At 70.6% G+C, this 14576-nt stretch carries 12 protein-coding genes and 1 pseudogene; 3 read left to right on the forward strand and 10 right to left on the reverse strand.

The features are described 5' to 3' along the window. Positions 1-323 precede the first annotated feature (323 nt). Entirely contained in the window at positions 324-1331 is a 1008-nt protein-coding gene (locus KUM44_RS31695) for a stage II sporulation protein M (RefSeq protein ID WP_217213205.1), read from the reverse strand. 130 nt (positions 1332-1461) lie between these two features. Between KUM44_RS31695 and KUM44_RS31700 the strand changes: the two genes are divergently transcribed. Continuing rightward, entirely contained in the window at positions 1462-2415 is a 954-nt protein-coding gene (locus KUM44_RS31700; RefSeq protein ID WP_217213206.1) for an RDD family protein, read from the forward strand. 33 nt (positions 2416-2448) lie between these two features. Here KUM44_RS31700 and KUM44_RS31705 read toward each other — a convergent pair whose 3' ends face one another. Further along, positions 2449-3063: a hypothetical protein gene (locus KUM44_RS31705; RefSeq protein WP_217213207.1), complete on the reverse strand. Its 615-nt coding sequence runs from the start codon at positions 3061-3063 to the stop codon at positions 2449-2451. 207 nt (positions 3064-3270) lie between these two features. Beyond that, positions 3271-4728 (reverse strand): adenosylhomocysteinase, encoded by a 1458-nt coding sequence (ahcY, locus tag KUM44_RS31710; protein WP_217213208.1) that lies wholly within the window; start codon positions 4726-4728, stop codon positions 3271-3273. 276 nt (positions 4729-5004) lie between these two features. Here ahcY and KUM44_RS31715 point away from each other — a divergent pair. Continuing rightward, positions 5005-5638 (forward strand): annotated as a pseudogene (locus tag KUM44_RS31715) (PTS sugar transporter subunit IIA); the annotation flags it as partial. A 122-nt stretch (positions 5639-5760) separates the two neighbouring features. After that, positions 5761-6447 (forward strand): signal peptidase I, encoded by a 687-nt coding sequence (gene lepB, locus KUM44_RS31720; RefSeq protein ID WP_217213209.1) that lies wholly within the window; start codon positions 5761-5763, stop codon positions 6445-6447. Positions 6448-6527: 80 nt separating this feature from the next. Here lepB and KUM44_RS31725 read toward each other — a convergent pair whose 3' ends face one another. The 7 genes from KUM44_RS31725 to KUM44_RS31755 form a co-directional block, all read right to left on the reverse strand. After that, positions 6528-7508: a cation diffusion facilitator family transporter gene (locus KUM44_RS31725; RefSeq protein ID WP_217213210.1), complete on the reverse strand. Its 981-nt coding sequence runs from the start codon at positions 7506-7508 to the stop codon at positions 6528-6530. Between the two features lie 213 nt (positions 7509-7721). Beyond that, the gene (manA, locus tag KUM44_RS31730; RefSeq protein ID WP_217213211.1) at positions 7722-8873 is read right to left on the reverse strand and encodes a mannose-6-phosphate isomerase, class I; all 1152 of its coding nucleotides are present in this window, start codon (positions 8871-8873) and stop codon (positions 7722-7724) included. 163 nt (positions 8874-9036) lie between these two features. After that, the gene (locus KUM44_RS31735; protein WP_217213212.1) at positions 9037-10164 is read right to left on the reverse strand and encodes an SIS domain-containing protein; all 1128 of its coding nucleotides are present in this window, start codon (positions 10162-10164) and stop codon (positions 9037-9039) included. Positions 10165-10450: 286 nt separating this feature from the next. Next, complete coding sequence (locus KUM44_RS31740; RefSeq protein WP_007382472.1) at positions 10451-10621, reverse strand: Trm112 family protein; 171 nt, start codon at positions 10619-10621, stop codon at positions 10451-10453. A gap of 281 nt (positions 10622-10902) precedes the next feature. Beyond that, complete coding sequence (locus KUM44_RS31745; protein WP_217213213.1) at positions 10903-12270, reverse strand: phosphomannomutase/phosphoglucomutase; 1368 nt, start codon at positions 12268-12270, stop codon at positions 10903-10905. Between the two features lie 107 nt (positions 12271-12377). Next, positions 12378-13994 (reverse strand): L-lactate permease, encoded by a 1617-nt coding sequence (locus KUM44_RS31750; RefSeq protein ID WP_217213223.1) that lies wholly within the window; start codon positions 13992-13994, stop codon positions 12378-12380. Between the two features lie 162 nt (positions 13995-14156). Continuing rightward, on the reverse strand, positions 14157-14534 hold the full coding sequence (locus KUM44_RS31755) for a DUF3499 domain-containing protein (protein WP_374202093.1): 378 nt from the start codon (positions 14532-14534) through the stop codon (positions 14157-14159). Between the last annotated feature and the right edge of the window lie 42 nt (positions 14535-14576).

Here is a 14576-nt window from a genome sequence, read left to right on the forward strand (position 1 = left end):
TCTTGCGTTTCCGACTCTATCAGATCCTTTTCCGATCCGATTTCCTCGGTGCTTTCCAGGTTCCCGCTCTCGCGTTTCCCTTTCCGGCGATTCCGACTTTATCAGAAGTTCCGGGCCGGACTGACCGGCCACTCATTTCCGATTCATCGGGAGGGGCTTCTCGGGAATCAACATTCCGCTGAAGCAGACAGACACTCACTCTGCCCGGCGGGACTTTCATCCACTTCCAGGCAACTGTTCGAATCTACCTCCCCGCCAGCTCCGTGTCAACGGCTCCTGCGGGGCGAAGAGGAGACTAGCAGCTCAACAGGTGTGTACGCACATCAGGCCGCGGTCGGAACGGCGGCGCTGCGCTCGGTCGCGTCGACGTCGCCCGTCTCTCCGGCGCGGGCGGCACGTCCGCCGAGGACATAGACGTAGGCGAGGAAGGAGAGTTCAGCGACGACGCCGATGCTGATGCGTGCCCAGGTGGGCAGGCCCGATGGGGTGACGAAACCTTCTATGGCGCCGGAGACGAAGAGGACCAGGGCCAGGCCTATCGCCATGCCGATCGCGGCTCGGCCTTCCTCGGCCAGGGCTGAGCGTCGCGTGCGGGGGCCCGGGTCGATGAGGGTCCAGCCCAGGCGGAGGCCGGTGCCGGCGGCGACGAAGACCGCGGTCAGTTCGAGGAGGCCGTGGGGCAGGACCAGGCCTAGGAAAGTGTCCAGGCGACCTGCCGAGGACATCAGGCCGAAGCCGACGCCCAGATTGAGCATGTTCTGGAAGAGGATCCAGAGCACCGGGAGCCCCAGGAAGACGCCGAGGATCAGACAGAGAGCGGCGGCCCAGGCATTGTTCGTCCAGACCTGTGCCGCGAAGGACGCCGCGGGGTGGCTGGAGTAATACGTCTCGTACTGGCCGCCTGGGCGGGTGAGCTCGCGCAACTCGTTGGGGGCCGCGATGGTGGCCTGTACTTCGGGATGGGTGCCTATCCACCAGCCGAGCAGGGCGGCGACGAGCGTGGAGAGGAGCGCGGTGGGGACCCACCAGTGGCGCGACCGGTAGACCGCGGCTGGGAATCCTTGGGTGAGGAAGCGTGTGACGTCTCGCCACGAGGCACGTCGGGTGCCTGTCACGGCGCTGCGCGCGCGTGCCACCAGTTGGCTGAGCCGACCTGTCAGCTGAGGGTCGGGGGCGCTGGACTGGATCAGGGACAGATGAGTCGCCGTGCGCTGGTAGAGGGCGACGAGTTCGTCGGCCTCGGCGCCGGTGAGGCGGCGCTGGCGTCCGAGGAGGGCGTCGAGGCGGTCCCACTCGGCTCGGTGGGCGGTGACGAAGACGTCGAGGTCCATCTGGTTTTCTGCTCCTCGGCTGTTCGTCGGCGACTCGTCGTAGGTGTCAGCTTGTCGTACTGCGGCGCAATGCGCCCTCAGCTTGGCAGACTGGCCATTCCGAGGGCAGGTCAGGGGAAGGACGTTCGGCGTGAGTGAGCTGGTGACGGGTGAGGCGGTGGCCTTGGAGTTGCGCCCCGCGAAGCTGCCCAGCAGGGCGCTGGCCGTGCTGCTCGATCTGGCCGTGGCATTGATGGCGTACATCGTCGTGACCCTTGGTGTGGTGGCGGCGACGGCTTCTTTGGACGAGGCGGCGCAGACGGCGTTGTCGATTGCGATGTTCGTTCTGCTGCTGGTCGGCGGGCCGATCGCGGTCGAGACGCTGAGCCATGGGCGCTCGCTCGGGAAGCTTGCGTGTGGGCTGCGGGTGGTGCGCGATGACGGCGGACCGATCCGGTTCCGGCACGCGCTGGTGCGTGGCCTCATCGGTGTGATCGAGATTCTGATGACGCTCGGCGTCATCGCTGTCATCTCTTCGTTGGTGTCCGCGCGCGGGCGGCGGCTCGGTGATGTGTTCGCCGGGACGCTCGTCGTACGGGAACGGGTGCCACTCGCGCGGACGGGCTTCGTTCCCCCGCCTCCGCCGTGGTTGGCCGGGCGGTTCTCGGGGCTTGACCTTTCGGCGGTGCCCAGTGACCTGTGGCTGGCCATTCGCCAGTACCTGATGCGGATGCAGCAACTCGACCCTCAGGTCGGTTGGAGCATGGCGGAGCGCCTTGCGACCGACCTCGCGGCGCGTACGGGCGCACCGGCGCCCGAGGGTGTGCCGCCGGCGGCGTATCTGGCGGCGGTTCTGCAAGAACGGCAGACGCGCGAGGCGCGGCGGGCCTTCGGCAACGGGTCGGCCGCGGGTGGAGGGCCCGTCGACGCCGGTGCTGCGGGTGGTGGACCTGGTGCGTACGGTCCGTCGGTCATGCCGACCACGGCTCCTGCGCCCGCTACCGCTGCACCGCCTTCGCGTGCGCCGTACGGCACGGAGGCGGCCCCGGCGCCACAGACTCCGTCGGACGACCGGCCCTCCACCGGTTTCGTCCCGCCGGCTTAGGCGCCCTCCCCGGTCAAGGTTTCCGCCGAGCGCTCAGGCGAACGTCGAGGGCGGCGAGTCCAGGTCCTCCAGTTCGATGCCCGGTGCCGCGAGGACCACGTCGCCCGCGATGTGTACGACGTGCCGCTCGCCCGTGTCCAGGGCCGTGACCTCGTATGCGTCCACGGCCAAGGGGCCGTTGTCAGTGGCGTGTGTTTGTCTGTTCACCAAGGCCCAGGACTGGTCCACGGTGCGCGGGGCCAGGACCGGGTCCGTGAGGGCCACGAGGCGTACGCGGTTTGCCGAGTCGGAAGGGGTGAGGCGCAGGAGACGAGTGGTGGCGATGAGGAACGCGGGGGACGTCCCGGTGAAGGCGTGGGCGCGCACATTGCCTTCCGTGGCATGGGCCCCGGCGGGGTCGGTACGGACCCAGGTGACGCCGTCGAGGGCGGCACCGCGTACCTGCCAGCCACCTGCGTGGAGTTCGAGCCGGAGAGGGCGGCCGAGTTCGTCCAGGGTGAGGTCGACGGAGCCGCTGTGCTCGCCCGCAGGGGTGGTCAGCTGGGAGACGTAGCGCCAGCCGGAAGGGCCGGGGGCGCAGTGGAAGTGCTCTTCTGCGAGGGGGGTGTGATCGTGCGGATCATGGAGCGAATAGCGGCCGCGGGGCATCGGGGTCCTGGGTCTTGATGGCTCTTGGTGGCTCTGGGCCGCTTGGCGGCCTGAGGGTCTGAGTGCCTGACGGCCTGGTCCGGCTGCGCGGGGCTCGGTCCCACGGACACAAAAGGTGGTCGCGTGGGCCGAGTGAGGTGCCGCACGGCCAAAGGGGCAGGCCCCCGACACGGGGGTGCGGGGGCCTGCCTCGGAGGTCTGCTCGGCTCAGTAGCGGTAGTGGTCCGGCTTGTACGGGCCCTCGACCTCGACACCGATGTACGCGGCCTGCTCGGGGCGGAGCTTCGTCAGCTTCACGCCGAGCGAGTCCAGGTGGAGGCGCGCGACCTTCTCGTCCAGGTGCTTGGGCAGCGTGTAGACGCCGGTCGGGTAGGCGTCCGGCTTGGTGAACAGCTCGATCTGGGCCAGGGTCTGGTCCGCGAAGGAGTTGGACATCACGAAGGACGGGTGACCGGTGGCGTTGCCCAGGTTCAGCAGGCGGCCCTCGGACAGGACGATGAGGACCTTGCCGTCCGGGAAGGTCCAGGTGTGGACCTGCGGCTTGACCTCGTCCTTGACGATGCCCGGGACCTTGGCGAGGCCGGCCATGTCGATCTCGTTGTCGAAGTGGCCGATGTTGCCGACGATCGCCTGGTGCTTCATCTTGGCCATGTCCGAGGCCATGATGATGTCCTTGTTGCCGGTCGTGGTGATGAAGATGTCGGCCTTGTCGATGACCTCGTCGAGGGTCGTGACCTGGTAGCCGTCCATCGCCGCCTGGAGGGCGCAGATCGGGTCGATCTCGGTGACGATCACGCGGGCGCCCTGGCCGCGCAGGGACTCCGCGCAGCCCTTGCCCACGTCGCCGTAGCCGCAGACGACCGCGGTCTTGCCGCCGATCAGTACGTCGGTGGCGCGGTTGATGCCGTCGATGAGGGAGTGGCGGCAGCCGTACTTGTTGTCGAACTTCGACTTGGTGACGGCGTCGTTGACGTTGATCGCCGGGAACAGGAGGGTGCCGTCGCGCTGCATCTCGTACAGGCGGTGGACGCCGGTCGTGGTCTCCTCGGTCACGCCGCGGATCTCGGAGGACAGCTGGGTCCACTTCTGCGAGCCGTCCGTGATGGTGCGGTGCAGGAGCTCGAGGATGACGCGGTGCTCGTCGGACTCGGCGGTGTCGACGGACGGGACCTTGCCGTCCTTCTCGTACTCGACGCCCTTGTGGACGAGGAGGGTGGCGTCACCGCCGTCGTCCAGGATCATGTTCGGGCCGCCGGTGGGGCTGTCCGGCCAGGTCAGGGCCTGCTCCGTGCACCACCAGTACTCCTCCAGGGTCTCGCCCTTCCAGGCGAAGACCGGGATGCCCTGGGGGTTGTCGGGCGTGCCGTTCGGGCCGACGGCGATCGCGGCGGCGGCGTGGTCCTGGGTGGAGAAGATGTTGCAGGAGGCCCAGCGGACCTGGGCGCCGAGGGCGGCCAGGGTCTCGATGAGGACGGCGGTCTGCACCGTCATGTGCAGGGAGCCGGTGATGCGGGCGCCCGCGAGGGGCTGCGCCTCGGCGTACTCCTTGCGGATCGCCATCAGGCCGGGCATCTCGTGCTCGGCGAGGGTGATCTCCTTGCGGCCGAAGTCGGCCAGGGAGAGGTCGGCGACCTTGAAGTCCTGTCGGTTCTCGACAGTCGTCATTACGAGCTGCTCCTCGGGATCGGGGCGAGGTGGGTACGGCTGGTCTGCGCGGCGGCGGACACAGGGGTGCCCGAAGAGGACACAGGCATGCCCGCGTGCGCGCAGCGCAGTCCGTCGGAGGCCCTCTCTCCCTCGGCCGGTCCGCATCGGGACCGCCCGACCGCCATCAGCAGCGACGTCTGGCTCCGTCCCAAGCTACACCGGGAGGCCCGGCCGACCCCAGTCCGCCTTCGAACAGATCGCGCCATCCATCCCGTCCGCCAAGGGCTTGTGGCGGGGGCGAGCGGAGATGGGCGAGGTGTTGTTCTTGGTGATGGCGTCGGTCACATGACGGGCCGGGTGGCGGCGGTGTCGTTGGCGCAGCGCACTGCCGTACGCGAGTCGGGGGCGGCGAGCGACGCGAGTGTGTCCCCCGCGGCACCCGAGGAGTCCGTGGCGTCAAAGGAGAAGGCGGGCAGCGCTCCGGTCCCCGAGGCCGCTGTCGGTGAGGTTCTCTCCGGCTACCTCACGCAGCAGACGGTGCAGGTCGAACTCCGCGCGGACGACAAAGAGTCCGCGATCCGGGAGATGAGCGAGCTGCCGGCCCGTACCGGCAAGGTCGCGGATGTCGACGAGTTGGTGGCGACCGCGCTGCGGCGGGAGGTGCAGGGGACGACCGGGCTCGGGAAGGAGATCGCGATTCCGCATGCCAAGACGGATGCGGTGACGGCACCGGTCGTGGGGCTCGCCGGACGGTACGAAGGCGAGGCTGGTGTTCGTGATCGCCGTACCCGAAGCAGCCGCGGGTGACGAGCATCTGCGGATCCTGGCGTTGCTGTCGCGGAAGTTGATGGACGCCGGGTTCAGGGAGCGGCTGCCGGCCGCGGCGGACGGATCGGCCGTCGTGGGGGTGCTGCGCGAGGTCGGGTAGGCGCGTGTGCGGGCCCGCATTCCCAGGTTCCGGGCACGGGCCCGTTCACCCGGATGGGGGATACGGGTCACGTGCACCCGCTACGCTCTGCGGCCGCGGATGGGCCGCATGGGAGGGGTGTTATGGCCGGCAAGGGGCGGGGGCTGGGAATCGCTGCCGTTGTAGTGGGGCTGGTAGGGCTGTTGTTGGGGCTCGGGGGTCTGGCGTACGCGCGGACGGGCTTCGGGGGTTCCGTCGTGTCGAGCGACAGCATGGGGCCGACGTACGGGCCGGGTGACCGGATCTTCTACGAGCGGGTCGACGGCGGTGAGGTGCGGGCCGGGGACGTCGTGTTGTTCTCGGATCCGGATCGGTACGGCTTCGACGGGCTGGTGATGGAGCGGGTCATCGGCGTGGGTGGCGACCGTGTGGCGTGCTGCGCGGGGAGCGGGGCGGATGCGCGGGTCACGGTGAACGGGAAGCCGCTCCAAGAGCCGTATCTGAAGGACGGGGATGCCGCCGGCGGGTCCGCCATGCCCCCCTACCAGGTGCGGGTCCCGGAGGGGCGGCTGTTCCTGCTGGGGGACCATCGCGCCAACGCCCTTGACTCGCGGGCCTTTCTCGACGACCAGGGCGGGACGTTGCCGGTGTCCGCGGTCCGGGGGCGGGTGCTCGACGACTACACCATGCCGGCGGTGCTCGGGACGGCGATGATCCTCGGGTTGGTGCTGGTGCTGACCGGGGTCGGCCTGGGCATCGCCGCCGTGGTCGTACGGCGGAAGGCCCGGGCGGTCGTCCCGCCCCCGCCGCCGTGGACGGCACAGGTCTGACGGGCTGTCGCAGGCGGAGGCAGCATGGGCGAGGGGCCCACCGGGATCGGTTCCGGTGGGCCCCTCGGGATGCGTGGGCGTCAGTGGCCCGCGCCGTGCGGTGCCGGTCCCCCGGGCGTGGCCTCGCGGTCGGCGCCCTTGGCCGCCTCGGTCTCGCTGTAGATGTCGGGCTCGAGGTAGATCACGCGGGCGATCGGGACGGCCTCGCGGATGCGGGCCTCGGCGGCGTCGATGGCGGCGGCGATCTCGGTGGCCGTGTCGTCGTGCTGGACGGCGATCTTGGCGGCGACCAGGAGCTCCTCGGGGCCGAGGTGGAGCGTGCGCATGTGGATGATGCGGGTGACGGTGTCACCGTCGACGATGGCGGCCTCGATCTTCGTGGTCTCCTCGGCGCCCGCGGACTCGCCGAGCAGCAGCGACTTGGTCTCGATGGCGAGGACGACCGCGATCAGGACGAGCAGGACACCGATGCAGATCGTGCCGATACCGTCCCAGACGCCGTCGCCGGTGATCAGGGCCAGGCCGACGCCGCCCAGGGCGAGGATCAGGCCGACAAGCGCGCCGAGGTCCTCCAGCAGGACGACGGGCAGCTCGGGGGCCTTGGCGTGGCGGACGAACTCCTTCCAGGACTTCCTGCCCCGCAGGACGTTGGACTCCTTGATGGCCGTGCGGAAGGAGAAGGTCTCGGCGATGATCGCGAAGACGAGGACGCCGACCGGCCAGTACCAGTGCTCGATCTCGTGCGGGTGCTTGATCTTCTCGTAGCCCTCGTAGAGGGCGAACATGCCGCCGACGGAGAAGAGGATGATCGAGACGAGGAAGGCGTAGATGTAGCGTTCGCGGCCGTAGCCGAAGGGGTGTTGCGGGGTCGCCTCGCGCTGGGCCTTCTTGCCGCCGACCAGCAGCAGGGCCTGGTTGCCGGAGTCGGCGAGCGAGTGCACGCCCTCGGCGAGCATCGACGACGAGCCGCTGAACGCGAACGCCACGAACTTCGATACCGCGATCGCGAGGTTGGCGGCGAGTGCCGCCACGATCGCCTTGGTTCCGCCTGACGCGCTCATGTGTCGCGTTGTCCCTTCGCCTTCGGAGCCTTCGTTGCCGTCGGGCCGTCGTGGCCTTCGTGGCCGTCGTGGCCTTCGTACGTACGCCGGTGCGCCGTCCCGGGTCTCGCCGAGGGGAGCGTGCGCCCCCCATGGCTTTGCCCGTCCTTTGCCGGTGGGCCATTGTTGCAGCCCGGTCCGACAACGACGCGCCGGGTCGTCCGATGCCCTCGGTCAGGCGACGACCGTGGCCCGGAAGACCGTACCGGCACCGGACACTTCGGCCTTTTCACCCGCCGGTACGAAGACGGACCGGCCGGGCGTCAGCTCGTGCTCGCCGGCGCGGACGTTGCCCGCCGTGCAGAGCAGGATCTGCGGGGTCGGGCGGGTGAGGTCGTGCGCGGTGGTGCCCTCCGGGAGGACGTACCGGGACAGCCGGAACTCGTCGATCGGGGTCTCGTAGACCTCCTCGCCGTCCGGGGCGGCCTCAGGGCGCAGCACGCCCGGGTCGCTCGGCTCGAAGCGGACGATGCGCAGGAGTTCGGGGACGTCGACGTGCTTGGGGGTGAGGCCGCAACGCAGGACGTTGTCGGAGTTGGCCATGATCTCGACGCCGAGGCCGGTCAGGTAGGCGTGCGGGATGCCGGCGCCGAGGAACAGGGCCTCGCCGGGCTGGAGACGGACGTGGTTGAGCAGCATGGCGGCGATGACGCCGGGGTCGCCCGGGTGGTGGTGGGCGATGTCGGCGTACGGGGCGTAGTCGCCGCCGAGGCGGGTGCAGGCGGTGGCGGCCTCGGTGACGGTACGGGCCATGTCGGCCGGGTCGGCGGTGAGGATCGCGGTGAGCACCTCGCGCAGGGCCGCGTCCTCGGGGTGGGCGTGCAGCAGGTCGACGTACGGCTTGAGGGAGTCGACGCCGAGGCCGTCGAGGAGGTCGGCGGCCTGGAGGGGGTCGCGGAAACCGCACAGCCCGTCGAACTCGGTGAGCGCGCAGATCAGTTCGGGCTTGTGGTTGGCGTCCTTGTAGTTGCGGTGGCCGGCGTCCACGGGGATGTTCCGGCGCTCTTCGTCCGCGTAACCCTCCTTCGCCTGCTCCAGGTCGGGGTGCACCTGGAGGGAGAGCGGGGCGCCGGCGGCGAGGATCTTGAGCAGGAAGGACAGCCGGGGGCCGAACTTCGCCACGGCAGCAGCGCCCAGCTCGCGCTCCGGGGCCGCCTCGATGACCTCGACGAGTGTCCCGCGCGCGGTGCGCGAGGGTGCGCCCGGGTGCGCGCCCATCCACATCTCCGCCTGCGGTTCGCCGGTCGGCTCGACGCCGAGGAGCTCCGGGATGGCGGTGGTGGAACCCCAGGCGTAGGGGCGGACGGTGTTGTCGAGGCGGTCCATGCGGGTCTCTGCCTGCTCTCTGCGGGTCGAGTACGACTACGACGGCTTCTCTTCCTGGAGGACGCGGGTTCGCCTGGTGTACGACCGTCGGTTCCTCGTCGGTACCTCGTGGGTTCCTGTTCGGTTCCTCTGCCGTACGGCTGCCGGGGCGTCCTGAGACAGATCAGGCTCCCGAGGCGAGCGCCAGGTAAACGGCGGCGAAATCCGTGATGGCGATCAGTTCCGCGAGGGTCTCGAGCTCGCCGCCGGGTTCCGGCTCCAGTTCGCTGATCGGCGTGTCATGGCTCAGGGCCAGGTCGCGGGCGGCGGGCGCGGCGGTGAGGCCGCCCAGGGGGCGGTCGCGCAGCAGCACCACGCGCGCGTGCAGGGCGGGTGGCTCCTCCACGCGGTCGCGGAAGAAGTCCTCGGGGTCGGCGCTCGCCGCGAGCTTGCCCGCGAGCAGGGCGTTGTGCGAGGCGAGCGCCTCGGGCAGTTCGGCGACGAGGGCGGGGTGGCCGGAGAGTTCGGCGAGCGCGGCGGCGAAACGGCGGCCTGCCGGGCCCGCGGAGACGCCCTCGGTCCAGATCAGCGGGAGCGCGTCGGCGAGTTCCGCGGCCAGGGTCTTGGCGGGGTTGCTGTAGGTCGCGATGGCGGGGCCGCAGCGCTCGGCGATGTGGTCGAGGCGGTCGGCGACCTTCTCCAGGGCGTCCGGTGGGGCGGTGAGCATGCCGGTGCGGTCGAGGAGCGCCAGGAGCGGGGTGAGCAGCGCCCACAGCACGCCGGGGGCGGAGGCGGCGACCGCCTCGTCCTGCTCGTACGGGGCGGTCGCCATCGGCACGAACAGGCCGTGGTTGTTGTGCACCGCCTCGGTGAGCGGGGAGCCTGCCGGGGCCACGGCGACGACCGTGCAGCCTCGCCGGTAGGCCTGCTCGGCCAACAGGGACAGGCCCGGCTCGGTGCCGTCGGGGGTGGTGATCAGCAGGAGGTCCACGGAGCCGGCCCAGCCGGGCAGTTCCCAGCGCAGGGCGCCGGCGGCGGGGGCGACGCCGGCCGGGGCCAGTCGGGTGACGGGGCTGGTGGCGCCGACGAGCGTGCCGAGGAGGTCGGCGACGCCGATGGCGGCGGTGCCGGGGCCCGCGAGGATGATGGCGCGCGGGCGGCCGTCGGGTTTGAGGTCGTGGACGCCTGCCTCGGCGGCGTGCCGGGCGGCGGTGCGGACGCGGGCGCCGGCTTCGGCCGCGCCGCGCAGGAGGGCACGGCGGTCGGCTTCGGCGAGCGCCTCCGGCGTGTCCAGCAGCGATTCGTCGAGCATGGGCGGCAGCCTCCGATCGCCGGGTTGTCTTGGGGCGGGGGTCCTGCGCGGGTTGTGCGCCGGGGGGCTTTGCTCGGTCGCGGGGTTTCTTGTCTGTTCGGGCGGGTCGTCAGTTGCCGGTTGCCGCAGGCCTTGTGCGTTGCCGGTTGCGACTGCCGGTTGCCGACTGCGGTCTTCGGCCGCCGGTCGGCGGTGTCCTCGTTCGTCGCCGGCTGCCGGTGTCGTGTCGGCGGGCGGTCGTCGGTTCCGTGCCGGTGGCTGGACGTCGTACGTCGCGGGCGGCGCGTTACGCGGGGCGGCGGGCCTCGTCGACGAGCAGGACGGGGATGCCGTCGCGGACGGGGTACGCCAGGCCACAGTCCTGGCCGGTGCAGATCAGCTCGGTGTCCTGCTCCTTGAGGGGGGCGTGGCAGGCCGGGCAGGCGAGGATCTCCAGGAGGCCGGCTTCCAGCGGCATGGTTGGTCCCTTCTCGGGCGGGTGGGGGTGGTACGGGTGTGTGTGCGGATGTGCCTGGTCAGCGTACCGCCGGTGGGGGCGGGGTGCCGGGGTTGGGCGGCGTTGTGGTTTCCGTCGGGGGTTTCGCCCCCGCCGCCCCTACCCGTCCCATCCCTTGAAGGGGCTCCGCCCCTTCAACCCCGCCAGGGGGCTGCCGCCCCCTGGACCCCCGCTTCGGCCTGCGGCCTCGTCCTCAAACGCCGGACGGGCTGAAGATTCCTGGACCGGCGATGCCCCGGCCGTCAGGCTCTGATGATCCCCAGCACCTCGTCCCGCACCTTCGTCATCGTCGCCTCGTCCCGGGCCTCCGCGTTGAGGCGGAGGAGCGGTTCCGTGTTGGAGGGGCGGACGTTGAACCACCAGTCGGCGGTGGTGACGGTCAGGCCGTCGAGTTCGTCGAGTGTCACGCCGTCCTGGGCCTCGTACGTGGTCCTGATGGCGGCGAGGCGGTCGGCCTGGTCGGCGACGGTGGAGTTGATCTCGCCGGAGCCGGTGTAGCGGTCGTACTGGTCCACCAGGGCGGACAGGGGGCCGTCCTGGCCGCCGAGGGCCGCGAGGACGTGGAGGGCGGCCAGCATGCCCGTGTCGGCGTTCCAGAAGTCCTTGAAGTAGTAGTGGGCGGAGTGCTCGCCGCCGAAGATGGCGCCGGACTTCGCCATCTCCGCCTTGATGAAGGAGTGGCCGACGCGGGTGCGGACCGGGGTGCCGCCGTTCTCCCTGACGACCTCCGGGACCGACCAGGACGTGATCAGGTTGTGGATGATCGTGCCCTTGCCGCCGTGCTTGGCGAGCTCGCGCGAGGCCACCAGGGCGGTGATGGCGGACGGCGAGACCGGGTTGCCGTTCTCGTCGACGACGAAGCAGCGGTCGGCGTCGCCGTCGAAGGCGATGCCGAGGTCGGCGGATTCTTCGCGGACCCGCTTCTGGAGGTCGACGATGTTCGCCGGGTCCAGCGGGTTCGCCTCGTGGTTCGGGAAGGTGCCGTCCAGCTCGAAGTACATCGGGACGACGTCCAGCGGGAGGCCGCCGAACACGGTCGGGACGGTGTGGCCGCCCATGCCGTTGCCCGCGTCCACCACGACCTTCAGGGGGCGGATGGAGGTCAGGTCGACGAGGGAGCGGAGGTGGGCCGCGTAGTCCTCCAACGTGTCGCGCCGGGTGATCGTTCCCGTCCGCGCGGCCGGGGCCGGGGCGCCCGACTCGGTCCAGCCCTCGACCAGCTCGCGGATCTGTGCGAGGCCGGTGTCCTGGCCGACCGGGGCCGCGCCCGCGCGGCACATCTTGATGCCGTTGTACTGGGCCGGGTTGTGCGAGGCCGTGAACATCGCGCCCGGGAGGTTCAGCGCACCCGAGGCGTAGTACAGCTGGTCCGTGGAGCACAGACCGATCTCGGTGACGTCGACGCCCTGGGCCGCCGCCCCGCGCGCGAAGGCGCGGGACAGGCCGGGGGACGAAGGGCGCATGTCGTGACCGATGACGATCGCGCTCGCGCCCGTCACCTCGACGAAGGCTGCCCCGAAGAGCTCGGCCAGTGACTCGTCCCACTGGTCCGGGACGACCCCGCGTACGTCGTACGCCTTCACGAGCTGTGACAGATCAGCCACGGCCAACCCTCCTGAAAGTCCTATCGGTCGCCCCAAACTACCCGCACCCACTGACAGCGGGACGTGCGGCCACCTACTGGACCCCGAGCCGTAACCTGAGGTCAGCGCGGAGATCAGGGCAGCATCCAGCCCAGCACCGGTGAACTCTGGCCGACCACGATCAGGCACATCACCAGCAGCAGGCCCATGCTCCACGGCAGGACCCGCCGCAGCAGGTCCCCCTCCCGGCCCGCGAGTCCTACGGCCGCGCAGGCGATGGTGAGGTTCTGCGGCGAGATCATCTTGCCGAGCACACCACCTGAACTGTTGGCGGCGGCCAGGAGTTCCGGCGAGAGCCCCGACTCATGGGCCGCGGTCACCTGCAACGCGCCGAACAGTGCGTTGGCCGAGGTGTCCGACCCGGACACGGCCACACCGAACCAGCCCAGCACCGGGGACAGGAAGGCGAGCCCGGCGCCTGCCGCGGCCACGAAGTAGCCGATGGTGGCGGCCTGGCCGGAGAGGTTCATGACGTACGCGAGGGCCAGCACGGACGTCACGGTCAGAATGGCGAACCTCAACTCGTGCACGGTCGCGGCCCACTCCCTGACGGCCACGCGCGTGTGCACACCGAGAACGACCGCCGTGCACACGCCCGCGATCAGCACGAGCGTGCCGCCGGTGGACACGATCGGCCAGCTGAAGACATTGCCGCCGACCGGCTCGCCGGCCGGGTTCGCGACGTTCAGGACGGGCCAGTCGTACGTCTGTGTCGCCTTGGCGAGCCAGTCCTTGACCACCGGGATCTGTGCGATGGAGAAGATCACGACGATCAACGCGTACGGCGCGTAGGCCCGTACGACCTCGCGCTGCGGATCGTCCTCGTCCAGCTCCTCGCTCCTCGCGCCGGTCAGCACGGACGCGCGTACCGCCTCGGCGGCGGGCACACGCGCGTGCGGTACGGCGACCAGGGCGCCCGCCCCGGCCAAGGCGGCGCCGATGTCGGCGAGTTGCGCGGAGACGTAGTTGGAGGCGGCGAACTGGGCGACGGCGAAGGCGAATCCGCAGACCAGGGCAGGGACCCAGGTCTTCCGCAGTCCGCGCCGTCCGTCCACGAGCCCGACCAGCACGAGGGGCACGATCAGGGCCAGCAACGGCGTCTGACGCCCCACCACGGACGCCACGTCGTCCAGCGGCAGTCCGGTGACCTGAGCCAGTGTCACCACCGGCGTGCCCATTGCGCCGAAGGCCACCGGCGCGGTGTTGGCGACCAGGGCGACGACCGCCGCCCGCACCGGTTCGAAGCCCAGGGCGACGAGCATGACCGAGCAGATCGCGACGGGCGCCCCGAATCCGGCGAGCGCCTCCAGCAGAGCCCCGAAGCAGAAGGCGACGACGAGCGCCTGGATGCGCGGGTCGTCGGAGAGCCGTCCGAAGGACCTGCGCAGGATGTCGAAGTGCCGGGTGCGGACGGTCATCCGGTACACCCACAGGGCGTTGACGACGATCCACAGGATGGGGAAGAACCCGAAGGCGGCGCCTTGGGCGGCGCTGGAGAGCGTCTGGTCGAGCGGCATGCCGTAGGCGAGCCAGGCGACCAGAACGGCCGCCAGAAGTCCGGTGAGCCCCGCCAGGTGCGCTTTCATCCGGACCCCGCCCAGCAGGACCAGGACGATCACGAGTGGCAGCGCGGCCACCAGGGCGGACAGGCCCAGCGAGCCGGCGACGGGTTCCAGTTCCTGGACGTACACGGGCGCCTCCCCGGTTTCCGTCATGCGGAAAGCGATTTCTCGCTCCGGCATAACGGAATGGTCGTGTCCGCGACAAGTACGCGTCAATGACCGTGCATCATTCAACGAGACGAAAGCGCGGGAGAATGCGCGAGAAAGCGGAAGAGGGAAGCGGCCCGGCCGTCAGTTGTCGGGCGAGCGCAGTACCCGCAGATGACCCCGCCGCGCGACCTCCATCGGGTCGGCCCCGCGACCGCCGGCCCCGCCGGCCTCGGCCGCCCGCTCCTGCGGACGGGCCGCCTCGCGCACGGCGTTGGCAAGCGCTTCCAGGTCGTCGCCGCTGGGGCGGGCCGGAGCCGAGCCGTCCAGCAGGCGCACGACCTCCCACCCGCGCGGGGCGGTGAGGCGCTCGGAGTGCTCGGCGCACAGGTCGTAACAGTGGGGTTCGGCATAGGTGGCGAGCGGGCCGAGGACCGCGGTCGAGTCGGCGTAGACGTACGTCAGCGTCGCGACGGCGGGACGGCCGCAAGCGGTGCGCGAACAGCGACGTACAGGGCTCACGACGTTGGACGGTACCGCACTCTTGAGCGGGCCGCGACGACT

Source organism: Streptomyces sp. AC550_RSS872, from assembly GCF_019049285.1.
Taxonomy (GTDB): domain Bacteria; phylum Actinomycetota; class Actinomycetes; order Streptomycetales; family Streptomycetaceae; genus Streptomyces.

Excerpts from the sequence above, each read along its gene's own strand:
- lepB (WP_217213209.1), top strand. The coding sequence starts at position 5,761 with ATGGCCGGCAAGGGGCGGGGGCTGGGAATCGCTGCCGTTGTAGTGGGG.
- KUM44_RS31725 (WP_217213210.1), bottom strand. The coding sequence starts at position 7,508 with ATGAGCGCGTCAGGCGGAACCAAGGCGATCGTGGCGGCACTCGCCGCC.
- ahcY (WP_217213208.1), bottom strand. The coding sequence starts at position 4,728 with ATGACGACTGTCGAGAACCGACAGGACTTCAAGGTCGCCGACCTCTCC.
- KUM44_RS31705 (WP_217213207.1), bottom strand. The coding sequence starts at position 3,063 with ATGCCCCGCGGCCGCTATTCGCTCCATGATCCGCACGATCACACCCCC.
- KUM44_RS31740 (WP_007382472.1), bottom strand. The coding sequence starts at position 10,621 with ATGCCGCTGGAAGCCGGCCTCCTGGAGATCCTCGCCTGCCCGGCCTGC.
- KUM44_RS31695 (WP_217213205.1), bottom strand. The coding sequence starts at position 1,331 with ATGGACCTCGACGTCTTCGTCACCGCCCACCGAGCCGAGTGGGACCGC.
- manA (WP_217213211.1), bottom strand. The coding sequence starts at position 8,873 with ATGGACCGCCTCGACAACACCGTCCGCCCCTACGCCTGGGGTTCCACC.
- KUM44_RS31735 (WP_217213212.1), bottom strand. The coding sequence starts at position 10,164 with ATGCTCGACGAATCGCTGCTGGACACGCCGGAGGCGCTCGCCGAAGCC.